Source organism: Catenuloplanes niger (assembly GCF_031458255.1).
GTDB lineage: Bacteria > Actinomycetota > Actinomycetes > Mycobacteriales > Micromonosporaceae > Catenuloplanes > Catenuloplanes niger.
The window spans coordinates 8,359,057-8,384,911 of sequence record NZ_JAVDYC010000001.1 but is presented as its reverse complement, the minus strand read 5'-3'; the positions used below and the strand labels follow the sequence as shown (position 1 = coordinate 8,384,911).

The following is a 25,855-nucleotide window of genomic DNA, read 5'->3' as shown; positions in this document are numbered from 1 at the left end:
CGGCACGGTGGGACCGGGGGCGCGGTGGAGGGAGGCGTCGGCGGCGCCGGCACGGCGTACGCTGTCGATTTATGATTGTCGATTTGATGGTGCGGCCGTTGCTGGCCGCCGCGCTGCTGGTCGCGCCCGCCACGCCCGCGCCGCCCACGCACGCCGTGCACACCGCCGGGCGGGTCGTCGCCGACGGCGCCGTGCTGCGGTACAGCTGGCCGGGCGTCTACCTGGAGGGCCGGTTCCGCGGGACCGGTGTCGGGATCGTGCTGGACGACGCGGACAACGACTACGACGTCGCGGTCGACGGGGTGACGGTGGCGACGCTGGTGAAGCCGGGCGCGATCACCCACCGGGTGACCGGACTGACGCCCGGCACGCACACGGTACGGGTGGTCAAGCGCACCGAGAGCCCGTGGACGTCCGGCGCGTTCGGTGGTTTCGTGCCGGTGGCCGGCGGCACGCTGCTGTCGGCGCCGCGCCCACGCCCGCGGCAGATCGAGTTCATCGGCGACTCGTACACGGCCGGGTACGGCAACGAGTCGGCGACCCGGGACTGCGCCGGCGACGAGGTGCACCGGACCACGAACGCGGACCGCAGCTTCGGCGCGCTCGCCGCCCGGGAGCTGGGGGCCGACTACCAGCTCAACGCGTTCTCCGGGCGGGGCATGGTGCGCAACTACAACGGCGGCGAGCCGGGCACCAGCTATCGCACCTACTACGAGCGGGCGCTGCTCGCGGTGGACGGTGACGTGTGGCAGCGGCCCCGGACGTGGCGGCCGCAGCTGGTCGTCGTGGGGCTGGGCATCAACGACTTCTCCACCGCGATCAACCCGGGTGAGCCGTGGACGCCGGAGTCGCGCGCCGAGGCGTACCGGGTCGCCTACCACGGTTTCCTGGACACGCTCCGGGCCCGCTACGGCGAGCGGACGATCATCGTGGTGAGCAGCACCGACGGTGCGCCCGGCTTCCCGGAGGCGGCCGCGCGGGTGGTCGCCGAGCGCACCGACCGGGTGCGGCTGTGGCACTACCCGGGCACCGGCCTGGATTACGGCGGTTGTCACTGGCATCCGTCGCTGGCCGACCACGCGCTGATCGCCACGCGCCTCGAGTCCTTCGTGGACACGCTGCCGCTGCGCTGGTGACGTAGCTCGGCGGAGCTACGGCGCAGTGACCGCGCGACCGTGACGACGCCGGGCGTCCCGCGTTCCTGTGGCCGGCGCGCCGCCGCGGCCGCCTCGTCCCGATGCGGTCCCGCGCCACCGAGCCCACCGCGACCTGATCGCCCGGCGATCCGGGTGAACAATCGTCGATCGCGTCCGTCTGTAACAAGTGTTCTGTCCGATTTCCCGATGAGGAGCATTCATGCAGCGACAGGTACGGCGGACTGCGACGGTCGCGGCTGCGGTGGTCGCGACGGCCGTGGCCGCGACCACGCTCGGCGTGGCCGGTGCGGCGCAGGCGACGCCGCCGGGGCCGGGCGTGTCCGGCACGATCATCGCGCAGCACACGGTCGGTGGCACCGACTACGTACTGCGGAAGATCACCATCCCGCCGGGGCAGGCGACCGGCTGGCACTACCACGATGGCACGCTCTACGCGACGGTCAAGCAGGGCGCGCTGAGCCACTTCGACGCGACGTGCGCGCAGGACGGCTTCTACCCGCGGGGCAGCTTCATCTACGAACCCGCCGGCGCGGACGAGGTCCACATCGGCATCAACCGCGGCCCGGCCCCGGTGGTCCTGGAGGTGTTGTACGTGCTGCCCACGGGCTCGCCGCTGTCGCAGGACGCGCCGAACCCGGGGTGCCCGTTCGAGTAGGTCACGGCAACCGGAAGAACCGCCAGGAGTCCACGACCCGGAACCCGGCGCTCCGGTAGACCGGCTCGCCCATGCTGCTGGCCTGCAGCGTCATCACGCGATGACCGGCGGCCTGGGCGAGCCGCAGCGCCGCCACGGTCAGCGCGGTCGAGATGCCGCGCCGGCGGAACCCGTCGAGCGTGGCAACGCAGTACAGCCCCGCGACGCCGTCGTCGCCGAGCAGCACGGACGTGCTGGCCACGGTCTGCCCGGCCACCACGCCGGACAGCCGCACCAGTTCGCCGCGCGGCGGCCGATAGTCCCGCTCCGCACGCTCGGTGACGGGCAACGCGCCGTCCGGGATGCCGTTCGGCCCGGCGTACGCCCGCACGTACGCGCTCAGGTCGCCGTCGCGGATCACGGTCAGGCCGGGCACGGTCACCGGTGCCGGCACGTCCATGAGCTCACGCTCCATGAGCTCACGCTCCATGATCGGCACCTCGCCGGCCGGCTCCGCGCCGTGGGCGAGCAGCGCCTCCGCGGTGCCGGGGTCGCTGTCCGCGCCGGCCCACCAGACCCAGCGCACGCCGGCCAGGCGGGCCCGGGCCTCCGCGATCGCGTCGCCGATCGGCCGGTCCCGGACCCGGAGCACGCCGTTGAGCAGCGCGTGCGGGATCTCGGAGCGGTAGATGGGCAGGTCGGCGTCCGGGTCGCCGCCGGCGGCGCCGCTCCACCCCGTCCAGTAGGCGCGGTTGAGGCCGTGATGCCACACAGTCGTTGCGGTCATGCGCACTGGATGCCGGGAGACGCGGAAAGTGCGCCGATGAGACCCGGATCACACGACGCGCGGGTGACGCGACCATCGGCATAACGGCACAAAGGGAAATTTCCCCCACAATCCATGAACCTCCCGGCGCGCGGCGCGTTGAGAACCGGCATGCGGAGTTTTCTCTACGGCGCGATCGCACGGGCGCTGCGCGTCGCGGGTTGGGTCTGGTGGCACCTCGTGGTGCGGCATCGGGCGTCGTCACGGTCCCAATGATCGGCCGGTGCGCGGGCGCTGTCCTCGGACCACGGTCCGATCCGCGCAGCCGCCCCCGGGTGGCAGGATCAGATCATGGCTGATGCAGGCAGAGACCGGTTCGGCCCGCCGCCCGCGGGTGAGCGGCGCGGCGACCGGATCGACTACCGAGACGCGTTCGTGGCGCAGGAGCAGGGCTACCGTCCGCTGCTGCTCGACCTGGTCGTGCCGGCCGGCGCGGCCGGCCCGGTGCCGGTGGTGCTGTGGATTCACGGCGGCGGCTGGCTCAACGGCTCACCGAAGGTGACGCCCGACTGGCTGGCCGGGGAGGACCACGTGGGCCGACTGCTCGCGGCCGGGTGCGCGGTGGCACTCCCGGCATACCGGCTCAGTCGCGAGGCCGCGTTCCCCGCGCCGCTGCACGACCTCAAGTCCGCCATCCGCTACCTGCGTTTCTACGCCGCGGAGCTGGGCATCGACCCGGAGCGGATCGGCGTGTGGGGCGAGTCCGCCGGCGGGCTGCTGGCGTCGCTGCTGGCCCTGTCGACGGACGAGGGCGCGGTCGGCGTGACCGAGGGCCACTCCGCGGTGCAGGCGGCCGTGTCCTGGTACGGTCCGTCCAATCTGGCCACCATGCAGGCGCACCAGCACCCGCGCGCGACCGGCGACCACGACGCCGACGACTCGCCGGAGTCACTGCTGATCGGCGAGCCGGTGACCCGCTCGCCGGAGCGGGCGGCCGCGGCCAGCCCGGTCACGTATGCGCGTGCGGACGCGCCGCCGATCCTGCTGTTGCACGGCGAGGAGGACGTGGTCGTCGGCTACCGGCAGAGCGTCGAGCTGGCCGAGGCGCTGCGAGCGGCCGGCGCACCGGTCGAGCTGGAGCTGGTGCCGGGCGCGGATCATCTGTTCGGCGGCGCGGATCTGGGCGCGCAGGTGCGGCGCAGCGTGGAGTTCCTCACGCGTACCCTCAACGGCCCTCAAATGTGAAGGGCGACTAGTGCGAAAAGGATCTCTTCCGGCATAAGGTCTCACGCATGGCCAAGAACGCTCCCACCGACGACGTCGGAGACCGCGATCTCCATGTGGCACCGCCGAAGCAGGCCGCGGCCGGGGTGCCCGGCGTCCTGCACGGGCTGGCGGCCGCGCAGCAGCAGATGGGGGTTCGCCGCAGCGCACTCACCCTGCTGAAGCTGAACCAGGCCGGTGGTTTCGACTGCCCGGGGTGCGCGTGGCCGGAGCCCGCCCCGGACAAGCGCAGCCACTTCGAGTTCTGCGAGAACGGTGCCAAGGCCGTCGCCGAGGAGGCGACGCTGCGGCGGATCACGCCGGAGTTCTTCGCCCGGCACTCCATATCCGAGCTGGCGGGCCGGTCCGACTACTGGCTCGGCCAGCAGGGGCGGCTGACCACCCCGATGATCAAGCGGGCGGACAGCGACCACTACGAGCCGATCGGCTGGGGCGCGGCCTTCGACACGATCGCCGCGCAGCTCAACGCGGTCGAGCCGGACCAGTCCGTCTTCTACACCAGCGGACGCACCTCGAACGAGGCCGCGTTCGCCTACCAGCTGTTCGTCCGGGCGTACGGCACGAACAACCTGCCGGACTGCTCGAACATGTGCCACGAGTCGTCCGGGGTGGCGCTGATGCAGACGATCGGCATCGGCAAGGGCTCGGTCACGCTCGAGGACGTGCACCGGGCAAAGTTGATCATCGTGGTCGGCCAGAACCCGGGCACGAACCACCCGCGCATGCTGACCGCGCTGGAGAAGGCGAAGAAGGCCGGCGCCACCATCGTCGCGGTCAACCCGCTGCTCGAGGCCGGCCTGCTGCGGTTCAAGAACCCGCAGGCCCCGGACGGCGTGGTCGGCAAGGGCACGTCGCTCGCCGACCACTACCTGCAGATCAAGGTCGGCGGGGACCTGCCGCTGTTCGCCGCGCTCGGGCACCTGCTGCTGCCGCACGCGGACCGCGAGTTCATCGAGGCGCACACCGCGGGCTTCGCGGAGTACGCCGCCGCCCGCGCCACCGTGGACTGGGACGTCATCGAGACCCAGACCGGTCTGGAGCGCGCGCAGATCGAGCAGGTCGCGCGCCTGATGGCGGAGTCCGAGGGCACCATCGTCTGCTGGGCGATGGGCCTGACCCAGCGCTCCGACTCGGTGCCGACGATCCGCGAGGTCGTCAACGTGCAGCTGCTGCGCGGCATGATCGGCAAGCCGGGCGCCGGCCTGTGCCCGGTCCGCGGGCACAGCAACGTGCAGGGCGACCGCACCATGGGCATCATCGAGAGCCCGCCGCCGTGGGTCGACAACATCGAGCGTGAGCTGGGCATCGAGGTGCCGCGCAGGCACGGGTTCGCGGTGGTCGACGCGATCCGGGCGATGCGCGACGGCCGGGCCCGGTTCTTCATGGCGCTCGGCGGCAACTTCGCCGCCGCGGCCCCGGACACCGACGTCACGCTGGCCGCGCTCGCGTCCTGCGACATGACCGTGCACGTGTCCACGAAGCTGAACCGCACGCACGTCACGCCCGGCCGGGTCTCGCTGATCCTGCCGTGCCTCGGCCGCACCGAGCGGGACCCGGCCGGGTTCGTCACGGTCGAGGACTCGATGTCGGCCGTGCACGCGTCCACGGGCCGGCTCGCGCCCGCCTCCCCCGACCTGTTGTCCGAGCTGGCGATCATCTCCCGGCTGGCGCAGGCGACGCTCTCCGCCTCGCAGCTGCCGTGGTCGTCGTGGGAGGCGTCCTACCCGGCGATTCGCGAGGTGATCGCGAAGGTGGTGCCGGGCTTCGACGACTACGAGGCCAAGGTGACGCCGCGGGAGGGCTTCACGCTGCCGCACGGGCCACGGGACAGCCGCGAGTTCCGCACGCCGGACCGCAAGGCGCACTTCACGGTCAACACGATCGTCGAGCGCCACCTGCCGCCCGGCCGGCTGATGCTGCAGACGATGCGCAGCCACGACCAGTACAACACCACGATCTACGGGATGGACGATCGCTACCGGGGCATCTCCGGCGGGCGGCGCGTGGTGTTCGTCAGCGCGAAGGACCTGGCGGCGCTGGGCCTGACGGACGGGTCGATGGTGGACATCGTGTCCGAGTGGAAGGACGGCGTGGAACGACGCGCGCCCGGCTTCCGGCTGGTGGAGTACCCGATCGCGGCCGGCTGCGCGGGCGCCTACTTCCCGGAGGCGAACGTGCTGGTCCCGCTGGACTCCACGGCGGAGCTGTCGCACACGCCGACGTCCAAGGAGATCGTGGTCCGGCTGGAACCGGTCGCCTGACCGAACCGCCGTTCGCGCCGCGGGCATCCGGGCCGGCGAACCCGGGTCCCGCGGCCGCATCCCAGCCGTCCGGTTCCGCGGCGACCTTGCGGGCGCGCCGCGGCTCGGCCCGGACTCTCGTCTCGGCCGAGCCGCGGAGTGTGAAGGCCAGGTCGCACCGGGGTTCGGATCGCGGCGGATCCCGATGTGACCGGGGAGCCACGCCGGGCGGGCGGGCCGGTTACCGCTCCTCGCGGTCCTGCGGGCGGGACCGGACGCGCAGCGAGCCGGCATGTGCGGTGGCGGACGGGTCGCGGCGGACCTTGATCAGGCTGGCGACGATCGCGATGAACAGCACGCCGACGATGACGGAGAGCGACAGCGGCGTGGAGACCGTGGGGACCGCGTCGCTCAGGTCGTGTGCCCAGTGCAGGATCAGCTTGACGCCGATGAACGCGAGGATCACCGCGAGCCCGACGGACAGGTAGACCAGCCGGTCCAGCAGGCCCTTGACCAGGAAGAACAGGGCGCGCAGGCCGAGCAGCGCGAACGCGTTCGCGACGAAGACGATGTACGCCTCCTCGGTCACACCGAACACGGCCGGGATCGAGTCGAGCGCGAACAGCAGGTCGGTGCCGGCGATGGAGATGAGCACGATGAACAGTGGTGTGGCGACCCGGCGGCCGTCGACCCGGGCGAACAGGTGGCCGTCGTGGTACTCCGTGGTGGTCGGCAGCACTTTCCGGGCCACCTTGACCAGGCCGTTGTCCTCCACGTCCGGGTCCTCGTTGCGGTGCCGGAACAGCTGGACCGCGGTCCAGATCAGCACCAGGCCGAAGATCAGGAACATGAACGAGAACAGCGACAGCAGCGCCGCACCGAGCGCGATGAAGATGACGCGCAGCACGAGCGCGGCCAGGATGCCGAACGTGAGCACCTTGTGCTGGTGCTCGACCGGCACCGCGAACGTGCTGATGATGATGACGAAGACGAACAGGTTGTCGATCGAGAGGCTCTTCTCGACGATGTAGCCCGCGAAGTACTCGGTGCCGTACTCCCAGCCGACCTGCGACGCGAAGATCAGGCCGAACACGAGCGCGGCCGCGATGTAGGCGACGGACCAGGCCGTCGCCTCCCGGAAACCGACCGCGTGCGGGCGGAGCCAGCCGGCCATCAGGTCGATGGCGAGGAGCGCCACGATGGTGCCGATCGTCAGCGCCCAGCCGAGCGCGGATACCTCCAGCATGCGAGTCCTTTCGGTGCGGAGTCCGCAGCCTCTTACCCGGCGGACGCGTCCATTACGCGGCCCAGCAGGTCCTTCAGCTGTGCGATCTCGTCGGAGTCCAGCATGGCGTAGGGCGTGATCGCCAGCGTCGCCCGGATCAGCTCGGCACGAACGTCCCGGCCGCGCGTGGTCAGCGCCAGCACCCGGGAGCGGCGGTCCGCCGGGTCGGTGTCCCGGGTGACCAGGCCGCGGTCGATCAGCTGGTTCGCCAGAAACGTCAGGTTGGGCGCGTTGCAGTGCAGCCGGTCGGTCATCACCTTCATCGACGGCGGCGGCTCGGCCGGATCGATCGCCCAGAGCGCGTGCGCGGTGGCCGGGGTGAGCCGGTGCTCGGCCAGGAACCCGGTCAGCCGCTCGGTGGTCCGCATCTCGATCTCGAAGGCGGCGGCGACCACGGCGAGCAGATCCATGCCGCCCATCCTAGCGATGTTTCGAGTCTCGAAGTATGTGTTACGGTGCGAATTACTTCGAGTCTCGAAAGGAATCCCATGGACTACACCGGCATCACCGCGCTCGTCACCGGTGCGTCGAGGGGCATCGGCCGGGCATCCGCCCGCGAACTGGCCCGGCGCGGCGCACACGTCGTGCCGCTGGCCCGGTCGGCCGACGCACTCGACGCGCTCGCCGCCGAGATCCGCGCCCGGCACCCCGTCGACGTCCACCCGCTCGCCGCGGACCTGAGCACACCGGACGGCCCGGCGCTCGTGGTGCGCGAGCTGGCGGCGCGCGGCATCACGATCGACCTGCTGATCAACAACGCCGGCGCGGGTACGGTGGGGCCGTTCCTGCACCGCCCGTACGGGCCGCAGCGCGCCACCGTCGACCTCAACGTGCACGGGCTGATGGCGCTCACCCACGCGATCGGCGGGCAGATGGTGGCCCGGGGCCGCGGCGGCATCATCAACGTCTCGTCCACGGCCGCGTTCCAGCCGATGCCGTACCAGGCCGGTTACGCGGCCACGAAGGCGTTCGTGCTGTCGTTCACCGAGGCGCTCGCGCACGAGCTCCGGGACAGCGGCGTCCGGGTGATGGCGGCCCACCCGGGCGCGGTCGACACCGGCTTCTTCGACGGCACCACCGCGGTCATGGACCCGCGCGTCACCGACTCCCCGGACCGGGTGGCCGCGAAAACCCTCGACGACTTCGCCCGCGGCCGCCTCAACTCGTACCCGGGCCGGCCACTGCACCGCGCCCAGACCGTGGTCGCCCGGTTCCTGCCCCGCGCCACCGTCGTCCGCGCCACCGGCGCGGTGAACCGCCGCCTCGGCCACCACACGGCCACGGACGCCTGAGACACCGCCCCACGAACGTCGCCCGCCGGGCGCGAACACCGAGCCGGACCCCCATTTTCCCGCTCCCGGCGTGGTGCGGCCCGCATGCTCCCGCGGGCAAACCCGCGGCGGCCTCCGCCGCCGCTCGGCCGCCGCGTCGGAGCCGGTTCCGCGGGTGGCCCGGACGAGCACACGGGACCGGCCACCGGCACGCCGCCGGCTCCGGCTCGACACGGGACGGCCACCGGCAAGCCGCCGGTTCCGGCACGGCACGGGACGGCACAGCAACCGGCACGCCGCCGGTTCCGGCACGGCACGGAACGGCTCGGCACGGGACGGCTCGGCACGGGACGGCTCGGCACGGGACGGCTCGGCACGGGACGGCTCGGTTCGGCGCGGGTGGAGCCGCGTCGCCCGTGCCGGTACCGGCCCGCGGACGGTAACCGCACCGACCGCCACCGCGGGGACCGCACTCGACGAGCCCGTTGCCGGGTGCCGGCTACGCGGCCAGGACCGGTCCGGATTCGCGGGCGGGGCGGACGACGGGGAACCGTACGCCGGTGAGGTCCTCGGAGGCGGCCCACAGGCGCTGCTGGATCGTCACGTCGTAGGACTCCGGGCTGGACAGGACCGGGCGCGGGTGGCCCATGATCTCGTTGCGGCCGCCGGGCCCGTAGTACTGGCCGCCGAGCACCGCGGGGTCGGTGGCGGCGCGCAGCGTGGGCAGCGCACCCATCTCCGGTGTCTGGGTGACCATCGGCGCCAGCAAGTCGATCGGGAGCCGGAAGGCCGCGGGCGTGTTGCGGGTGAGCTCGGTGCTCGACAGGCCGGGGTGCGCGGCCACCGCGACGGTCGTGCCGCGCGCGGCGAGCCGGCGCTGCAGTTCGTACGTGAACATCAGGTTGGCCAGCTTCGACTGGCCGTAGGCGCCGGCCCGGCTGTACGACCGCTCCCACTGCAGGTCGTCGAAGTGGATCGCGGCCCGGATGCGGTGGCCGGTGCTGCTGACCGTCACCACCCGGGAGCCGGCGACCGGCAGCATCAGGTCCAGCAGCAGCCCGGTGAGCGCGAAGTGGCCGAGGTGGTTGGTGCCGAACTGCATCTCGAAGCCGTCCCGGGTGGTCCGTTTCGGGGTGTACATCACGCCGGCGTTGTTGATCAGCAGGTCGATCCGGCCGAGCCGGGACCGCAGTGCCGCCGCGGCGGACCGGACCGAGTCGAGCGAGGTCAGGTCCAGCGCCTGCACGGTCACGTCACCACCCATCCGGGTCGCGGCCAGCCGCCCCTTCGCGACGTCGCGCACGGCGAGCACCACGGACGCGCCCCGCCCGGCGAGCGCCTTGGCCGTCTCGTACCCCAGGCCGGTGTTGGCCCCGGTCACCACGGCCACCCGGCCGTGCTGGTCCGGGATGTCCGCGGTCGTCCACTTCGTACCCATGGCGAGCTCCCTAGCTTTAAAGTACCGGAGGTATCTTGCTACGTCGACGATAAAGTACCTCCGGTACTTTGGTCAACGTACCGGAGGTACTTAAGTTAGGCTGATGATCGTGACGTTCCAGCGGGCGCGAACCGAAGAGCAGCGGGAGATCCGCCGGCGGGCCATCCTCGACACGGCGTCGGCGATGCTCGACGAGATGCCCGTGGCCGCGGTCACCCTCAACGAGCTGTGCCGCCGCGTGGGCCTGGCGAAGCCGAACGTGCTGCGCTACTTCGAGTCCCGCGAGGCGGTGCTGCTCGAACTGCTGGACCACTTCCTGCGGCAGTGGCTGACCGAGCTGGCCGCCGAGCTGGCCGCCGGCATCGACGTGGAACTGCCCATGGCCGACCGGGCGGCGGCCGTGGCCGAGATCCTCAGCGGCTCGCTCGCCCGACGGGTGGTGATGTGCGACCTCTTCGGCGCGCAGACCGGCGTCCTCGAGCACAACGTGTCCGTCGAGGTCGCGACGCGTTACAAGCGCGCCTCCCTGGAACGCCTGACGACCATGACCGCGCTGGTCCGGAAGTACCTGCCGGAGCTCGGCGACAACGCATCGATGTTCAGCCTGCAGACCATGCTCACGGCCGGCGCGCTGCCCGCGTACAGCACGCCGCCGCCCAGCATGCAGGCCGTCTACCGGGCCGAACCCGACCTGGCCGGCTTCCACCTGAGCCTGGAGGACTACCTGCGGCCGGCGCTGACCGCCACCCTCCTGGGCGTGCTCCCCCGCCCCTGACCGGCCGACCGCCCGGCAACCGTGTCACCGGCCGCGACCGCGCGCCTGGTTGCGGTCGAGGAGTGCCATCTTCCGCAGCTGCGAGATCGGCAGCCACGCGGCCAGGACCGTCGACACCAGGATCGCCACCACGCACACCGGCCCGGCCACCAGCGGCAGCCAGCCGTCGGTGCCGGCGACCAGGACGGCCACGGCCGACGCCTCGCCGACGACGATCAGCGTGCCGCCCAGCACGCCGTTGCGGATCCACCGCCGGAACGCGTTCGCCGTCAGGACGTCCACGACCAGCCGCTTCTCCTCGGGATCGGAGAAGTACGATCCGGGCCGGTCCGGCGAGTTCGAGGCCGCGTAGTGCGCGAACACCCGCAGGTGCGCGCGCAGCACGGCGCTCATCTGCACCAGCAGCGCGATCAGCAGTGCCGGCAGCACCTGCGCGGCCGTCGAGTAGAACGCCTCGTTTCGCACGCCCGCCATCGTGTCACCGACCGGCCACTCCGGACGGCCACCACGATCCTCGACGACCCGGTCGACGGCCCGGCGGCCGCCGCGCGGTTGACCCGCGGGGACGTGCGGGCCGCGCACCACGCCGGAAGCGGGAGATCGTTCGCGTGGTCCTACTCGTGTGCCCACTCCCAGGCGGCCAGGAAGCCGCTGCCGGCGCCGGGGAGGAAGTAGCCCCAGGCCGGGGTGCCGCCGTGGTGGGTGCCGATCTCGGCGAAGGTGGCGCGGGCCAGGTCCTTGCGGCGGCCGAGGAAGGCGGCGAGCGCGAGCCAGTGGCGGCAGGTCATGGCGCGGCCCGGCGGGTGCGGTGCGCCGGCGCGCCACTTCGCGGCCCAGGTGTCGAGTTCGTCGCGGATCTCGCGGCGCTGGAAGTAGGTGGCGACGGCGGCGAGGGACGTGCGGTCGCGGCGGTCCCAGCCGAACTCGCGCATCGCGTACTCGAAGTGCGCCAGGTACGGGAGCATGACCGCGTTCGCGCCGGCCGGGGCGCCCTCGGCCACGGTGCGGGCCGCCTCGAACATCCGGGCGTGCGAGCCGTACCACTTCTCGCAGTACAGGCTGACCAGCGTCAGGTGCAGCTCGAAGTGGTACGGGGAGCGACGGCGGGCCTCGGTCGCCTGCGCGTCGAACTCGGGCGTGTCCACGGTGCGGCCCGCGAACGCGCCGTTGAGCAGGAGGATCAGCGGGCTGGGATCGTCCGGGCCGGCCAGGTCCAGCGCGCGGCGGGCGGCGCTGACGGCCTGGGCGGACAGCGCCTGGAACTCGGCGAACTGCTCGCGCGTGGTGTTGCGCGCGGACGCGCCGCCGCGTGCCTTGGCGGCCCGGCGGTGCAGCGACTCCGCGTAGATCAGCGCGGCGGCCGGGTCGTCCGGCGCGGCCTCCTGCCAGTCGTCGAGCCAGGCGCCCTCGGCGGTCGAGGCGTCCTCGCCGAGCACCCGCAGCCGGAACGTGCGCCGTTCCCAGTCGGTGCCGGTCTCCGCGACCACGTCGCGCAGCGCGGTCCAGTCACCGGTCGTGTGCGCCCGGTCGCGGGCCGCCCGCAGCCCGAGATCGTCCATGGCCGGGTCGGCGTCGATGATCGGCGGTTCCGGGCGCGGGCCGCGGCGAAACAGACGTGACAGCACGGCGGGATCATAGGACACCGAAGATCCGCCGGGGGTACGGACGGCCCGCACTGCGCCGGGCCCCGACCTTCTTTAGGCTGCCGGGATGCCAGCCGCGCGAAACGCGAAACTCTTCACGAAGTCTGCCCTGGTGACCCTCTCGCACGCGATGGAACGGGCCGCGCTGGCCGCGGCCGAGGACGGCCCGATGCTCGTCGTGGCGTTGTTCCAGCGCCTGCCCTACTTCACCCGCGAACGGCGGGTCTACGAACGCATCGCGGAACGGGCCGCGGTGACCGTCGTCGGCCTGGTCGGTGACCAGGCCGCGCAGCTGCCGGCCGGCACGCACCTGGTCACGCTGGACGGCGACGAGCCGTACGCGCGGGAGTGGACGGTCCTGGTCCTGACGCCCCGGTTCGGCGCGGTGCTGGAGGCGCACGACCGCGAGGAGGTGGACGGCGCGGCCACGACGCTGGAGGCGGGCCGGCTCTTCGACGGGTGGTGGAGCCTGCGCCGCGACGACGCGCTGCACAAGGCGCTCGCGTTGCAGGCCGCGTTCGCCGACCGGCTGCCCCCGGACGCGCGCGCCGCCCTGGCCGACGTGCTGTCCTACGTGCGTGACCTGCCCGCGGGCGCCGGGGAGAGCCGGGCGGACGCGCTCGCCGGGCTGCTGGTCGCGCACGCGGAGCGGACCGGCACCGAGCTGGCCGCGCTGCGCCGGCAGCTCGCGCCGGCCGACCGGTCACCGCTGACCGGGCCGGACGAGCTGCGGCGCTGGGCCGGCGACGCGTCCGGCACGCTGCCGGTGGCGCTGCTGGGGGTGCGCGTGCCGGCCCCGCACCGGTTGCCGGAGCAGACCGGCCGGCGCACCGGCGCGCTGCGCAACGAGGGTCTGCTCGCGGTGCTGTCCCGGGTGCTGCGCGACACCGACCGGCTGACCCGCCTGACCGAGGACGACTTCCTGCTGATGCTGCCGGCCCGCTCGATGGACGACGCGGTGCGGATCGCGCACCAGCTGCAGGCGGACCTGGCCGCGTCCGCGGCGACCAACGCGTTCCTCCCGGACGGCGCCTTCCAGCTGGTCATGACGACCCGGCGCCGCCCGTTCCCGGTCGACCGCATCGTCGCGGCACTCGACTGGGCCGAACAGGAGGGCGTCCCGATCGCCCAGCTGGACGACGACGGCCGATGACCGTCACCCGCCGATCCGGAACGTGTTCATCACCATCAGGTCGAAGTCGGCGATCAACCGGTCCGCGCCCGGTTCGTCGCCGTAGATCGCCAGCGACAGCGTGTACCGGGTGCCGCCGCCGTCGAACGTGTACTCGATGATCCGATCGCCCGGGCCCTGCGCGCCGGTGAACTCGCTCGCCGAGATGGTGGCCGACGACCGCTGCCCGCGTGCGCCGCTCGCGGTGGTCACCTCGGACACCTCGATGCCGGTGTAGAAGTCGGCGCTCGGCGTGTCGATCGGGCCGGTCGCCTCGGCGGTGCGCACCCACACCCGGTAGTAGATGAAGTCGGTGGGCACGCACTCCGGGATCAGGTCGGCGCGCTCGGCCAGCCAGTGGTTGAAGCTCGGATCGAGCCGGCACTCCTCGGACACCCAGGACGGCGGGTGGCGCAGCGAGTAGCCCTGGTCGGCGCTGGCGTACGCGGTCCAGCCGGCGGTCGGGTCCGGCGGCGCGGGCAGCGTGATCTCGGAGGCCTCCGGCAGGTCCGGGACGGTGAGCTGGTCCAGCACCGCCTCCAGCGCGTCCGGCGTCTGCGGGAACACCGGCGTGCCCGCGCCCGCCGCGCCGGCCAGCAGCGTGAGCCCTTCCCGCTCGGCCTCCGGGACCCCGAAGCCGACGAACCGGAAGTCGAGGTCGAGGCCGCTGTCGCGGATCCGCTCCTCGATCCGCGCGGAGACCGCTGCCTGGTCGGTGTGGCACGCGTCGGTGCCGTGGTGGGCGATCACGATGATCCGGTTGGTGAGCCGGCCGCGGAACGGGTACCGCCGGTCGAAGTCGCCGATCGCGGCGAGCACGCCGTCGAGCAGCGCGGGCCGGCCGGCGGCTTCGACCGTACCCATGGCGTCGGTGATCCGTTGTTTGTTCCCGGTGCCCGCGCCGACCAGCTCGCGCGTGGTGTCGCCGGTGCCGCACTCGCCACCGAACCGGCGCAGCGCCAGTGCGTCGCGATCGCCGGTGTTGCCGGCCGCGGCGCCGACGGCCGCGCGGACCGCGGCGGGATCACCACCGGCCGAGCCGTCGACCAGGAACGTCATCCGGTGATCGGGCACGGTCCGCAGCACCACGGCGGTGCCGACCGCGACCGCGGCGACGGCCGTGACAACCGCCACGATCAACACCCATCGGCGGGTACGGGTCATCGGGTCCCCTTCGGAGCGGTGGCGCGCAGCGCGGCGAGCGCCGTGTTCATCGCGTCGGCCTCGGCGTTGTACTCGTCCGCGACCGTGGCGAACGCGGCGTGCCCCGGTCCGAGCGGCTCGCCGTCACGCGCGTCCGCGAGCAGCGTCTCCGCGGACTCGACCACGTCACGCTGCAGATCCTTGAGCAGTCGCGCACGCCGGTGGAGATCCGTGGCCGCCTCGGTGCCGGTGCGGCCGTCCAGGTCCTCGAACGCGAGGTCCGCGGCCGTGATCGCGTCCCGGGCGTCGTCGATGCGCCGTTCGGCCACGTCGAGCCGGCCGTCCATGGTGGCGGCGACCGCCTCGTTGACGGTGCCGACGGTCGGGTTGAGCACGTCGACCACGGCCTTCGCGTTGCGCAGCACCGGCTCGACGTTCGTGAACCAGTCCAGTGCCGCGTCCAGGTCGGCGGAGGTGTCGACGAACATCGGCGCGGGCGCGCCGGACCCGGCCGCGAGCCGTGCCAACTGGTCCTGCTGCCCGTCCTCGACCTGATAGCCGATCATCCGGAACTCGATCTCCAGCCCGGCCGCCTCGATCCGGTCGCTGATCTCCCGCTGGACGTAGGCGGTGTCCGGGTCGCAGCCGTCCGCGCCCTGCCTGGTCACCACGACGATCCGGTTGACCTGCTTGGCGGCCTGCGCGAACGGTCGGCTGAAGTCCTCGATCGCCTGCACGATGCCGCGCTGCAGCGTCGCGGTCCCGCCACCGCGGACACCCGCGGCCGCCGCCGCGATCGCGCCCCGGTTGCCGGTGCCGAAGTCGACCAGCTGCGTGGTGTTGTCGTCCGCGCCGCACTCCCCGCCGAAGCTGCGCAGCGCCAGCGAGTCCCGGTCACCGGAGTTGCCGACCACGGTCCGCAGCGACTCGGTGATCTCCGCGAGCCCCGCCGGGTCGGCCGCGGCGGACGCGTCGATCAGGAACTCGGTCTTGTAGGTCGGCGCGAACTGCGGCAGCACCAGCCGCACCACCGCGGTCGTGGCCGCGGCTGCCACGGCGAGCGCGAGCACCGAGATCATCGTGACCCGCACGCTGCGCGGCAGGTCCATCCGAAAGATGTTGTACTGCCGATTGTGGTCGCCGCGCTGAACACCGAAGGCGCCCCTCGCGTCGACATCGGCCGGTTCGCGCGCCACTGCTGAAGTCCCCCCGGAATGCGTCGGCACGGTCCTTTGTAGCGCCGATCATCCACCGGCCCGCCGCGTTGTCCCGAACCTGACAATCGCCGTCCGCGAATGCGGCCACAGGCGACACCCGGCGGGCCGAACAGCCGCCGCCCACGGCCGGCCGGACGAGGTGACCGGGACGCGCGACCGGCGGGCCGATCAGGCATGATCATGCAGGTCGCCGGCCTGCTGCGGCGCACGGCGGCGGGGCACCCCGGCGGTGGCGGAAGGGAGCGCGGCGCATGGAGTGGTGGCAGACGCTGGCCGGTGTCGCCGCGGCACTGCTGCTGGCCTGGCTCGGCCTGCTGGTCGCGCTGCTGGCCGCCAAGCCGGACGGGGCCCGGCTCACGGAGGCGCTGCGGCTCCTGCCCGATCTGCTGCGGCTGCTGCGGCGCCTCGCCGCCGACCGGGACCTGCCGCGCGGGGTCCGGGTCCGGCTCGGGCTCCTGCTCGCCTACCTGGCCCTGCCCTTCGACCTGATTCCGGACTTCGTCCCGGTCCTCGGCTACGCCGACGACGTGATCATCGTGGTCGCGGTCCTGCGCTCCGTGGTCCGGCGGGCCGGCCCGGAGGCGGTCCGCCGGCACTGGCCGGGCACCGACGACGGTTTCGCCGCCCTCAGCCGCCTCACCGGGCTCGGCCGCTGAGCCACACCACCCACCCGGGCCACGACGGTCGCCGCACCGCACTCGGCCGGCCACCGCACCGCGAGCTCCCCGCCACGGGACCACCACCGGCCGGCAGGCCGACGAGAAGCCGGCGGCACCTCACCGCGGAGACCGGCAACCGGGTGGCCGGGCGACCAGCGGGCCGCGTGGCCGGGCGACCAGCGGGCCGCGTGACCGGGCGATCAGCAAGCCGCCTGGTCAGGCGACCAGGCGGCCGCGTGACCAGGCGGCCGGGCGAGCGGGCATGACCAACTGGCCGGGTGACCGAGCGACCGGCGACCGGGAGAACGCAACCGGCAGAGCAGCAGCCGAGGGGGCGGCCGGTCAGGCGGAGGTGCGCCAGATGATCGGCGACGGGAGGACGACCGGGTCGGGGTGTTCGCCGCGGATCTGGCGGAGGACGAGGTCGGCCGCGACCGCGCCGATCTCGCGGGCCGGCTGGTGGACCGTGGACAGGGGCGGCTGTGCCCGCAGCGCCCAGGAGCTGTCGTCGAAGCCCACCAGGCCGACCTCCGTGGGTACGGACCGGCCGGCGTCGCGCAGCGCCTCGAGCGCGCCGGCCGCGACCGCGTCGGAGGCGGCGAACACGCCGTCGATCGCGGGTTCGCGGGACAGCAGCTCGCGCATGCCCTTGACGCCGGACGCGTAGTCGTAGAGCGGCACCTCCGCGACCAGGCTCGGGTCGAAGCGGTCGCCGAGCGCGGCGCGGAAGCCGGCGAGGCGGTCGGCGCCGGAGTCGCGGTCGAGCGCCGCCGCGATCATGCCGATCCGGCGCCGACCGCCGGCCGCGAGGCGGGTGACCAGCGCGCGGGCGGAGCCGGCGTTGTCGATGCCGACCCACGGGGTGTCGCGGGCCAGGTCGGGTGGGTGGCCGACGAACGTGGCGGGCAGGCGGAGCGCGGCGATCACCCGGGTGATCGGGTCGTGGGTGCGGGCGGAGACCACGATCGCGCCGTCGACGAACCCGCCGCTGAGGTAGCGGGCGACGCGCTCGGTGTCCCGGGCGGAGTCGACGACGAGGCTGACCATCTGGTGCTCGGCGACGGACAGCTCCTCGTTCGCGCCGAGCATGATCGCGCCGATGTTGGGGTCCTCCAGCAGCAGCGAGTGCGGTTCGAGCGTGAGGAAGCCGACGGCCTGGGTGCGGCGCCGGACCAGGTTGCGCGCGGCCGTGTTCGGCACGTAGCCGACGTCGGCGATCGCGGCCTCGATGGCGGCGCGGGACTGGGCGGAGACGTACCCGCCGTTGAGTACCCGGCTCACGGTGCCGCGGGAGACGCCGGCCGCGGCGGCCACGTCGTGCACCGTGGCGCGCTTCTGCGGTTGCGTCCGTGCCACGCGGCACAGCGTAGCCGTGCGCGCTTGACCCTCGATCGGCCGCGTGACACCGTGTGCACGTTCACACACCCGATCCGCGGGCATCGTACGGCCTCGGTGTGTGCACGTGCACACACCGAGGGGGCGCTCCATGACCGGTCGCTGTGCCGCCCGGCGCGCCGGGTCCGGGCGGCCGGCGCGCGGCGATTCCCGTGCCACAGTGGTTCACGGGCGGCGCCGTCGCGGCACACCGGGGAGGCGCGGCGCCCGGCCATCGACACCGACCTCGCGGTCCGTACCCGGCAAGGAGTAGTGCCCTGATCCGCCAGCTTCGCGCCGCGGGTGTCAGCCTCGTGCTGGACGCTCGCGACGCACGACCGCCCGCCGTCGTCCACTGGGGTGCCGACCTCGGCGACCTCCCGGCCCCGGCGCTCGCCGCGATCGCCGACGCGTCGGTGCCCGCGGTGCCACCCAGCAGCATCGACGTGCCGTTGCGGCTGCCGCTGCTGCCGTCCTTCGCGGACGGCTGGAGCGAGCGCCCCGGGCTCGACGGGTTCTTCACCGACCGGTCACCGGTCTCGTTCCGCGACTGGTCCACCGACGCCGGTCCGGGCTGGACAAGCATCACCGCGGACGGCCCGCTGGCCGTCACCACCCGGCTGGAGCTGTCCGGGGAGGGTGTGCTGCGGATGCGGCACACCCTGGTCAACCGGGGCGCGTCGGACTTCGTGCTGACCGCGCTGGACCTGCAGCTGCCGGTGCCGGACCGGGCGCGGGAGGTGCTGGACTTCTCCGGGCTGTGGGCGCACGAGCGCCGGCCGCAGCGCGGCGAGCTGCGCCAGGGCGCGTGGATGCGCGAGTCCCGGCACGGCCGCCCCGGCCACGACGACGCGTTCCTGCTGGCCGCGGGCGTGCCCGGGTTCGGGTTCCGGAGCGGCGAGGTGTGGGCCGCGCACCTGGCGTGGAGCGGCGACAAGCGGGTCTGGGCGGCCCGGTCCGCGCTCGGCCCGGCCGTGCTCGGTGCCGGTGAGCTGCTCGGCGCGGGCGAGGTGACACTGGCGCCGGGCGCGCAGTACACCACGCCGTGGCTGGTCGCGGTCTGGTCGGACCGCGGGCTGGACGGGCTCTCCGACCGGCTGCACCCGTGGATCCGCGGCCGGTCCGAGCTGCACCGGCCGCGGCCGGTCGTGCTGAACACGTGGGAGGCGGTCTACTTCGCGCAGGACCTGGAGACGCTCGGCGCGCTCGCGGACGCGGCCGGCGAGGTCGGCGTGGAACGGTTCGTGCTGGACGACGGGTGGTTCACCGGGCGGCGCGACGACCGGCGCGCGCTCGGCGACTGGTTCGTCGACACCGAGGTCTGGCCCGCCGGACTGCACCCGCTGATCACGCGGGTGCACGACGCCGGCATGGACTTCGGCCTGTGGGTCGAGCCGGAGATGGTCAGCCCGTCCTCGCAGCTCGCCGCCGCGCATCCGGACTGGGTGCTCGGTGCGGAGTCCTCCCCGACCTGGCGGTTCCAGCGCGTGCTGGACCTCTCCCACCCCGACGCGTACGGGTACGTGCTGGAGCGGCTGAACGCGCTGCTCACCGAGTACCCGATCGCGTTCCTGAAGTGGGACCACAACCGGGACGTGCTCACCCCGGGCGTAGCGCACGCGCAGACCACCGCGCTCTACCGGTTGCTGCGCGAGCTGCGGATGGCGCACCCTGACGTGGAGATCGAGAGTTGCGCGTCCGGCGGCGGGCGCGTCGACCTGGGCATCCTGGAGCTGGTCGACCGGTTCTGGACCTCGGACACCAACGACCCGCTCGACCGGCAGAGCATCCAGCGGTGGACGTCGGTCCTGGTGCCGCCGGAGTATCTGGGCGGGCACCTCGGTGACCGGGCCGCGCACATCACCGGCCGCACCACGGATCTCGCGTTCCGGCAGGTCACCGCGCTGTTCGGCAGTGCCGGCATCGAGTGGAACCTGCTGCGGGCCACGCCCGAGGAGCGCACCACGATCGGGGAGTGGATCGCGCTGCACAAGCGGCTCCGCGAGCTGCTGCACACCGGCCGGGTGGTCCGCGCCGACACCGCCGACCCGGCCCAGCTGGTGCACGGCGTGGTCGCGCGGGACCGGCGCGCCGCGGTCGTCGCCTACGTGACGCTGGACGCGCCGCAGGCCGCGCTGCCCGCGCCGCTGCGGATCCCGGGCCTGGACCCGGACCGGCTCTACACGGTCCGCCCGCTGCTGACCGGCGCGGTCACCCAGGACGCGCCGCCGCCGTGGCTCGCGTCCGGCGCGGTGACGCTGCCCGGCCGGGTGCTGTCCGAGGTCGGGCTCGCGGTGCCGTTACTCAAGCCGCAGCAGGCCGCGCTGTTCGAGGTGTCGGCCGCCTGACGGTCCCGGTGAGCCGGGTGGCGAGGCGTTCTCGGCACCCGGCTCGCCGCGGACGGCCGGTCACCGCCGGCACCGGCGGGGGTTCACCAGCCCGCGCGCCAGTACTGCGGGGCGTACGGGCGGTCGGCCGCGGGGACGCCCAGGTCCGCGGCGGCCTGGGTGGCCCAGTGCGGGTTGCGGAGCGCGGCGCGGCCGACGGAGACGGCGTGTGCCTGGCCGGTGGCCAGGATCGTCTCGGCCTGGGTCGCGTGGTCGATCAGGCCGACCGCGCTGACGACGACGTCCGTGCCGGTCAGCGCGTCGGTGAGGTGGGCGGCCAGCGGCACCTGGTAGCCCGGGCCGACCGGGATGGTGGCGCCGTGGCCGAGGCCGCCGCTGGACACGTCGACCCAGGAGACGCCGTGCTCGTCGGCGAGCGCGCGGACCAGGCGGGCGGAGGCCGCCACGTCCCAGCCGCCGGGGACCCAGTCGGTGCCGCTGATCCGGATGCCGAGCGGCTTGTGTGCCGGCCACACCTTGCGGACCGCGGCGACGACCTCGTGCACCAGGCGGGTCCGGCCGCGCTCGTCCCCGCCGTACCCGTCGGTGCGGGTGTTGGTCAGCGGCGACAGGAACTGGTGCAGCAGGTATCCGTGCGCGGCGTGGATCTGGACGACGTCGTAGCCGGCCTCGTCGGCGCGGCGGGCGGAGTCGGCGAAGGCCTCGACGACGGCGGTGATGCCGGGCTCGTCGAGCGCGGTGGCCGGGTCGAGCGGGGGCAGGACCGGGCCGTCGGCCGCGCTGACCGTGGACCACCCGCGCTCGGCGACGGGCACGGTGGCGACGGGCATGCCGGGCAGCGAGGGGTAGGTGGAGGCCTTCCCGCCGGCGTGCGCGAGCTGGACGCCGGCGGCCGCGCCCTGGGAGTGGACGAACTCGACGATCCGGGCGTGCGCGGCCTGCTGCGCGTCGTCGTGCAGGCCGACGTCGCGCGGCGAGATCCGGCCGCGCGCCTCGACCGCGGTGGCCTCCGTGACGACCAGGCCGAAGCCGCCGGTCGCGAACGAGCCGAGGTGGACCAGGTGCCAGTCGGTCGGCACGCCGTCCTCGGCGTCGACGGAGTACTGGCACATCGGGGCGACGAACGCGCGGTTGCGCAGGCGCAGGCCCACGCCGTCGGCCGCGGGCAGGGTGAGGGGCTGGAACAGTCGGCTGGTCACGGCGGTCACGCTTCCCCGAGGAGATGAGATGCCCGGGACCTGCGCCGGCCCCGGAGGCGTCCTGTCGGTCGCCAGATTAGATGCACACGCGCATAGTTTCCAACGCGTGGTAACTGACGTCACGCGCCCGCGATCCGACTCAGGACGTGAAGATCAGGCCGAGGTGGGCGTCCAGCGCGCGCATCGCGGTGTCACCGTCGTAGTGGCCGCCGAGCACGTAGATCGACAGTCCTTCCATCGCCGCCAGCAGACCCGCGCCCGCGGCCGCCGGGTCGAGGCCCGGCGGGGCGGCACCCGCGGCCTGCGCGGCCCGCACCTGGTCGGCCAGGAAACCGGCCATCTGGCGCGTGTTGTCCCGCAGCAGGTCGGCGGCGCCGGGCTCGACCGCGGAGTACGCGAGGAACGCCAGGCCCACCCGGCCGTCCGCGCGCCGCTCATCGTCGAGCGGCAGCAGCGTGGTGAGCAGCATGCGGACCAGCTCGGCCGGGGTGACCGGCTGCGGCAGCCGGCCCGTCGCCGCCTCCACCCGGGCGGTCGTGCGCTCCACGATGCCGTTCAGCGCGAACCGCATCATGTCGTCCTTGGTCGCGAAGTAGTGCTGCACCATCCCGGTGGTGACGCCGGCCTCGGCGGCGACGTGCCGCAGGCTGATCGCCTCCAGACCGCCGGTCGCGGCGACCCGCATCAGCGCGTCGACGATGAGCTGGCGGCGTTCGCGGTGGTCGACCCTCTTCGGCACGCGACCCATGTTTTCACATTGCAGTCGTATTGACACCTCGGCCGGCGGCTTTTACATTACAGGTGCAACGTAAAAGAGGGGGGCGACATGATCAAGCTGCTCACGAAGGCCGTCCGGTGGGAGATCGCCCTCTGGGTGAGCCTCTACCGGCTGACGTTCCGGCGGCCGATGCCGATGGAGCCGGGCGCGAAGAGCTTCGGATACGTGCGGCCGGTCGCGCCGGTCCTCGGCGTCTTCATCGTGGTCTCCGCCATCGACATCGTCGCGATCGACCTCGCCCTGAACCATTTCCTGCCGAACTGGGGCTGGCTGCGCGTGGTCGCGCTGGTTCTCGGCGTGTGGGGCCTGCTCTGGATGATCGGCCTGGCCGCGAACCTCATCACCCACCGTCACCTGGTCGGCCCGTCCGGGCTGCGCGTGCGCAACTCGCACACGCTCGACCTGGCGATCCCGTGGCACACCGTCGCCACCGTCCGGGCACACAGCCGCTACCTGACCGAGAGCGACACCGTGCAGCGCGCCGGGGACGTGGTCAGCATCGCGACGGGCAGCCTCACCGCGATCGACGTCGTGTTCCGCGAGCCCGTCACGCTGGACCTGCCGAAGGGCCCCGCGACGGGCGTCACCGAGCTGCGGTTCCACACCGACACGCCGGACGAGCTGCTCGCGCACGCCCGCACGTTCCTGCCCGACCCGGTCACGGCCTGACCCGGCCGGATCCGGCCACGCCGATACGGGGCGGCGTGGCCGGATCGTGGTGGGTAAGGAGCGTCACGGTGGCGCCACCACCGTCCGTGACGTAATTTCGGAACTTAGCGAAATACCGAAGGATGGTACGTGTGCTGGACGAGTGCAAGGCGCTGGCGAACGAGACCCGCCTGAGCATCCTGGAGTGGCTGAAGGACCCGGCCGCGCACTTCGCGCACGGCGCCGGTGACGAGCCGCTCGGTGTCTGCGTGGGCCTGATCCAGCAGCGCGCCGGGTGCTCCGCCTCGACCGTCTCCGCGCACCTCGCCGTCCTGCAGCGTGCCGGGTTCCTGCAGGCCACCCGCCGCGGTCAGTGGACGTACTACCGCCGCGACGAGGCACGCATCCGCGCGTTCGCCGCACGCCTGCACCACGACCTGTAACCGGAAGGCGACATGATGCCCACCGCACTCTCCCTGCTCGACCTCGCCCCGATCGCGACCGGCCAGACCGCGCGTGACAGCTTCGAGGCCAGCGTGGAGCTGGCCCGCGCCGCGGAGCGCAGCGGTTACCAGCGCGTCTGGTACGCCGAGCACCACAACATGGCGACGATCGCGTCGTCGGCCACGAGCGTGCTGATCGGGTACGTGGCCGCGCACACCGAGTCGATCAAGCTGGGCTCCGGTGGGATCATGCTGCCGAACCACTCGCCGCTGGTCATCGCGGAGCAGTTCGGCACGCTCGCCACGCTCTACCCCGGCCGCATCGACCTGGGTCTCGGGCGCGCACCCGGCAGCGACCAGGTCACCATGCGCGCGCTGCGCCGCGACCACCTGTCCGCCGAGTCGTTCCCGCAGGACGTCCTCGAGCTGCAGGGCTACCTGACCGGGAGGACCCGCATCTCCGGCGTGCAGTCCTACCCGAAGCCGGACGGCGAGGTCCCGCTGTTCATCCTCGGCTCGTCGCTGTTCGGCGCGCAGCTCGCCGCGCAACTCGGCCTGCCGTACGCGTTCGCCTCGCACTTCGCGCCGGACGCGCTGCACCAGGCCGTGCAGGTCTACCGGGACACGTTCACCCCGTCCGTGCAGCTGTCCGAGCCGTACGTGATCGCCGGCGTGAACGTGATCGCCGCCGACACGCACGAGGAGGCCGAGGACCAGAAGACCCGCGCGTACCGCAACCGGACCCGCGCGTTCATCACCCGCGGGTCGGTCGGCCAGAACTTCACCGACGCGGAGATCGACGCGTTCCTCGCCTCGCCTAACGGGCAGCAGCTCGCGCAGATGACCCGGTACACCGCGGTCGGCACGCCCGAGGAGGTCCGCGACTACCTGGAGGCGTTCGCCGCGTCGATCCGCGCCGACGAGCTGATCACCGCCCACCACGCCGAGGACGTCGCGGCCCGGACCAGGTCCGTGGAGCTCACCGGCGCGGCCATGACCGCGGCCGCGGCCGCCTGACACCCGGCACCCCATCAGCGGGTACGCGCCCCGCGCCGTTCCCGGCGCGGGGCGGGCGTACCGCGCGCGCCGGCCTCGCGCACCCGGTGGGCCCCGGCCCGGAACGGCCTCCGGCCGAGGGCTCCGCACGCCGGCGGTGGCGCCCGGTGGCCGGAAAGTCCGGGGCCGCGGCGGCGAGGCGCGGTACCGTACCACTGTGGATGTCAGGGGCATGATCGCCGCGGAACGGCGTGGGATCGCCGACCTGATCGACTCGCTGGACGCCGGCCAGCTGCGCGCGCCCAGCCTGTGCGCGTCGTGGACCGTGCAACAGGTCGCCGGCCACCTGGTCGCCGCCGTGTCCGATCTGGACGCGGCCACACTGCTGTTGCTGGTGCGCAGCGGATTCCGCGTGCACCGGGCCAACGACCGCCTCGCCGTGCGGGTCGCGCGACGGCCGGCCGGTGAGCTGGCGGACCTGCTGCGGAAGAACGCGGACAACCCGTTCCGGCCGCCGGTCGTCGGCTATCCCGGGCAGCTCACCGACCTGCACGTGCACGGGCAGGACATGCGACGGCCGCTGGGCCTCCCGCACGCTCTCCGGCCGGACGCGCTGCGCGTGTCGCTGGACTTCCTCGTCGGCGGTCGCGCCGTCGGCTTCACGCCGAAGCGCCGCCCGGCCGGCCTGCGCTTCGAGGCGACCGACCTCGGCTGGTCGTGGGGCGCCGGCCCGCTGGTGCGCGGCACCGGCGAGGCCGTGCTGCTCGCGCTGACCGGCCGCACCGTCGTGCTCCCCGAGCTCGACGGGGACGGCGTGCCGCACCTGACCCGCCGCCTCCACGCCTGACCCGCCTGACGGCACGCTCTCCGCAGGCGTGCCGGGTCAGTCGGCGGAGCGGCGCTCGTGGCGGGACCGGGCCACTCCGTGCGCGGTGCGCAGCAGCTCGCGGACGGTCCCGGCGGTCCTCGGCCCGGGGTTCACGATCGACAGCCAGCCCATCGTGCCGTACACCGGATGGGGAAAGACCGTGTCCGGCTCGCTCGGGTCCGCGGAGACCCGGCCGGCGTCGCGGGGTGCGTGGCCGGTCAGCCGGGCGAAGTCCTCCTTCGGCACGTGCACGTTCACCCGGAACGCGTCCGGCCGGTCGAGGCGCGAGGACGTGTCGTCCAGGTAGTCCTTGGTGACGATCGTGGCGAACGGCTGGACCGTGGTGGGCACGGTGCCGTCCGGCGAGTGGTAGAAGAACGCGTCACCCCAGGCGATCTCCGGCGTGCCGTCGCCCTCCCGCGGGCGCAGCGTGAGCACGCCGCGGTCCAGGCCGGACACGTACGCAATGATCTCGTCCATCGTCATGCCTTCAAGCCTGCCATTGAACTGCTTGTGGA

25 protein-coding genes are annotated in these 25,855 nt (G+C 73.3%); 13 read left to right on the top strand and 12 right to left on the bottom strand.

All coding sequences use genetic code 11. The annotated features are described in order from the left end of the window. Nucleotides 1-71 precede the first annotated feature (71 nt). Both J2S44_RS36770 and J2S44_RS36765 read left to right on the top strand, forming a co-directional pair. A complete protein-coding gene (locus tag J2S44_RS36770) occupies nucleotides 72-1,136 on the top strand; it encodes an SGNH/GDSL hydrolase family protein (protein WP_310424024.1) in 1,065 nt (354 codons plus the stop codon). Between the two features lie 220 nt (nucleotides 1,137-1,356). After that, a complete protein-coding gene (locus J2S44_RS36765; RefSeq protein WP_310424021.1) occupies nucleotides 1,357-1,812 on the top strand; it encodes a cupin domain-containing protein in 456 nt (151 codons plus the stop codon). Nucleotide 1,813: 1 nt separating this feature from the next. On the opposite strand, the gene J2S44_RS36760 is transcribed toward J2S44_RS36765, so the two are convergent. Continuing rightward, on the bottom strand, nucleotides 1,814-2,578 hold the full coding sequence (locus tag J2S44_RS36760) for a GNAT family N-acetyltransferase (protein ID WP_310424018.1): 765 nt from the start codon (nucleotides 2,576-2,578) through the stop codon (nucleotides 1,814-1,816). A 330-nt stretch (nucleotides 2,579-2,908) separates the two neighbouring features. Between J2S44_RS36760 and J2S44_RS36755 the strand changes: the two genes are divergently transcribed. Both J2S44_RS36755 and J2S44_RS36750 read left to right on the top strand, forming a co-directional pair. Beyond that, on the top strand, nucleotides 2,909-3,802 hold the full coding sequence (locus tag J2S44_RS36755; protein WP_310424015.1) for an alpha/beta hydrolase fold domain-containing protein: 894 nt from the start codon (nucleotides 2,909-2,911) through the stop codon (nucleotides 3,800-3,802). Between the two features lie 47 nt (nucleotides 3,803-3,849). Further along, nucleotides 3,850-6,102, top strand: a complete 2,253-nt coding sequence (locus J2S44_RS36750; RefSeq protein WP_310424012.1) for an FdhF/YdeP family oxidoreductase — start codon at nucleotides 3,850-3,852, stop codon at nucleotides 6,100-6,102. Nucleotides 6,103-6,322: 220 nt separating this feature from the next. Here the strand turns inward: J2S44_RS36750 and J2S44_RS36745 are convergent, their stop codons facing one another. Beyond that, on the bottom strand, nucleotides 6,323-7,327 hold the full coding sequence (locus J2S44_RS36745) for a TerC family protein (RefSeq protein WP_310424010.1): 1,005 nt from the start codon (nucleotides 7,325-7,327) through the stop codon (nucleotides 6,323-6,325). Between the two features lie 32 nt (nucleotides 7,328-7,359). Beyond that, on the bottom strand, nucleotides 7,360-7,776 hold the full coding sequence (locus J2S44_RS36740) for a MarR family winged helix-turn-helix transcriptional regulator (protein ID WP_310424007.1): 417 nt from the start codon (nucleotides 7,774-7,776) through the stop codon (nucleotides 7,360-7,362). Between the two features lie 78 nt (nucleotides 7,777-7,854). On the opposite strand from J2S44_RS36740, the gene J2S44_RS36735 reads away from it, so the two are divergent. Beyond that, entirely contained in the window at nucleotides 7,855-8,658 is an 804-nt protein-coding gene (locus J2S44_RS36735) for an SDR family NAD(P)-dependent oxidoreductase (protein ID WP_310424005.1), read from the top strand. Nucleotides 8,659-9,136: 478 nt separating this feature from the next. Here the strand turns inward: J2S44_RS36735 and J2S44_RS36730 are convergent, their stop codons facing one another. Then, complete coding sequence (locus J2S44_RS36730; protein WP_310424002.1) at nucleotides 9,137-10,075, bottom strand: SDR family NAD(P)-dependent oxidoreductase; 939 nt, start codon at nucleotides 10,073-10,075, stop codon at nucleotides 9,137-9,139. A 103-nt stretch (nucleotides 10,076-10,178) separates the two neighbouring features. On the opposite strand from J2S44_RS36730, the gene J2S44_RS36725 reads away from it, so the two are divergent. After that, nucleotides 10,179-10,850, top strand: a complete 672-nt coding sequence (locus J2S44_RS36725) for a TetR/AcrR family transcriptional regulator (protein ID WP_310423999.1) — start codon at nucleotides 10,179-10,181, stop codon at nucleotides 10,848-10,850. A 24-nt stretch (nucleotides 10,851-10,874) separates the two neighbouring features. Here the strand turns inward: J2S44_RS36725 and J2S44_RS36720 are convergent, their stop codons facing one another. Further along, nucleotides 10,875-11,315 carry a hypothetical protein gene (locus J2S44_RS36720; protein WP_310423995.1) on the bottom strand — a complete coding sequence of 147 codons (441 nt, stop codon included), beginning with the start codon at nucleotides 11,313-11,315 and terminating at the stop codon, nucleotides 10,875-10,877. 149 nt (nucleotides 11,316-11,464) lie between these two features. Next, entirely contained in the window at nucleotides 11,465-12,475 is a 1,011-nt protein-coding gene (locus J2S44_RS36715; protein ID WP_310423992.1) for a DUF4034 domain-containing protein, read from the bottom strand. An 85-nt stretch (nucleotides 12,476-12,560) separates the two neighbouring features. Here J2S44_RS36715 and J2S44_RS36710 point away from each other — a divergent pair, with 85 nt between their 5' ends. After that, nucleotides 12,561-13,646, top strand: a complete 1,086-nt coding sequence (locus J2S44_RS36710) for a DICT sensory domain-containing protein (protein ID WP_310423989.1) — start codon at nucleotides 12,561-12,563, stop codon at nucleotides 13,644-13,646. Between the two features lie 3 nt (nucleotides 13,647-13,649). Here the strand turns inward: J2S44_RS36710 and J2S44_RS36705 are convergent, their stop codons facing one another. Both J2S44_RS36705 and J2S44_RS36700 read right to left on the bottom strand, forming a co-directional pair. Next, nucleotides 13,650-14,798, bottom strand: coding sequence for a vWA domain-containing protein (locus tag J2S44_RS36705; protein ID WP_310423987.1), 1,149 nt, complete (start codon nucleotides 14,796-14,798; stop codon nucleotides 13,650-13,652). A 26-nt stretch (nucleotides 14,799-14,824) separates the two neighbouring features. Beyond that, nucleotides 14,825-15,916, bottom strand: coding sequence for a VWA domain-containing protein (locus tag J2S44_RS36700; protein WP_310423983.1), 1,092 nt, complete (start codon nucleotides 15,914-15,916; stop codon nucleotides 14,825-14,827). A gap of 359 nt (nucleotides 15,917-16,275) precedes the next feature. Here J2S44_RS36700 and J2S44_RS36695 point away from each other — a divergent pair, with 359 nt between their 5' ends. After that, the gene (locus J2S44_RS36695; protein ID WP_310423979.1) at nucleotides 16,276-16,680 is read left to right on the top strand and encodes a YkvA family protein; all 405 of its coding nucleotides are present in this window, start codon (nucleotides 16,276-16,278) and stop codon (nucleotides 16,678-16,680) included. A 345-nt stretch (nucleotides 16,681-17,025) separates the two neighbouring features. Here J2S44_RS36695 and J2S44_RS36690 read toward each other — a convergent pair whose 3' ends face one another. Then, on the bottom strand, nucleotides 17,026-18,039 hold the full coding sequence (locus J2S44_RS36690; RefSeq protein WP_310423977.1) for a LacI family DNA-binding transcriptional regulator: 1,014 nt from the start codon (nucleotides 18,037-18,039) through the stop codon (nucleotides 17,026-17,028). 332 nt (nucleotides 18,040-18,371) lie between these two features. Between J2S44_RS36690 and J2S44_RS36685 the strand changes: the two genes are divergently transcribed. Further along, nucleotides 18,372-20,405, top strand: a complete 2,034-nt coding sequence (locus J2S44_RS36685; protein ID WP_310423974.1) for an alpha-galactosidase — start codon at nucleotides 18,372-18,374, stop codon at nucleotides 20,403-20,405. Nucleotides 20,406-20,488: 83 nt separating this feature from the next. Here J2S44_RS36685 and J2S44_RS36680 read toward each other — a convergent pair whose 3' ends face one another. Both J2S44_RS36680 and J2S44_RS36675 read right to left on the bottom strand, forming a co-directional pair. Continuing rightward, nucleotides 20,489-21,604, bottom strand: a complete 1,116-nt coding sequence (locus tag J2S44_RS36680; RefSeq protein WP_310423971.1) for an NADH:flavin oxidoreductase/NADH oxidase — start codon at nucleotides 21,602-21,604, stop codon at nucleotides 20,489-20,491. Nucleotides 21,605-21,743: 139 nt separating this feature from the next. After that, the gene (locus J2S44_RS36675) at nucleotides 21,744-22,343 is read right to left on the bottom strand and encodes a TetR/AcrR family transcriptional regulator (protein WP_310423968.1); all 600 of its coding nucleotides are present in this window, start codon (nucleotides 22,341-22,343) and stop codon (nucleotides 21,744-21,746) included. 87 nt (nucleotides 22,344-22,430) lie between these two features. Between J2S44_RS36675 and J2S44_RS36670 the strand changes: the two genes are divergently transcribed. The 4 genes from J2S44_RS36670 to J2S44_RS36655 all read left to right on the top strand — a co-directional run bounded on the left by J2S44_RS36670 (nucleotide 22,431) and on the right by J2S44_RS36655 (nucleotide 25,316). Further along, a complete protein-coding gene (locus tag J2S44_RS36670) occupies nucleotides 22,431-23,051 on the top strand; it encodes a hypothetical protein (protein ID WP_310423965.1) in 621 nt (206 codons plus the stop codon). Between the two features lie 131 nt (nucleotides 23,052-23,182). After that, a complete protein-coding gene (locus tag J2S44_RS36665) occupies nucleotides 23,183-23,473 on the top strand; it encodes an ArsR/SmtB family transcription factor (protein WP_310423961.1) in 291 nt (96 codons plus the stop codon). A 12-nt stretch (nucleotides 23,474-23,485) separates the two neighbouring features. Further along, nucleotides 23,486-24,490 carry an LLM class flavin-dependent oxidoreductase gene (locus J2S44_RS36660; protein ID WP_310423958.1) on the top strand — a complete coding sequence of 335 codons (1,005 nt, stop codon included), beginning with the start codon at nucleotides 23,486-23,488 and terminating at the stop codon, nucleotides 24,488-24,490. Nucleotides 24,491-24,686: 196 nt separating this feature from the next. Next, nucleotides 24,687-25,316 (top strand): maleylpyruvate isomerase family mycothiol-dependent enzyme, encoded by a 630-nt coding sequence (locus tag J2S44_RS36655; protein WP_310423955.1) that lies wholly within the window; start codon nucleotides 24,687-24,689, stop codon nucleotides 25,314-25,316. 36 nt (nucleotides 25,317-25,352) lie between these two features. Here J2S44_RS36655 and J2S44_RS36650 read toward each other — a convergent pair whose 3' ends face one another. After that, the gene (locus J2S44_RS36650; protein WP_310423952.1) at nucleotides 25,353-25,823 is read right to left on the bottom strand and encodes a DUF6194 family protein; all 471 of its coding nucleotides are present in this window, start codon (nucleotides 25,821-25,823) and stop codon (nucleotides 25,353-25,355) included. Between the last annotated feature and the right edge of the window lie 32 nt (nucleotides 25,824-25,855).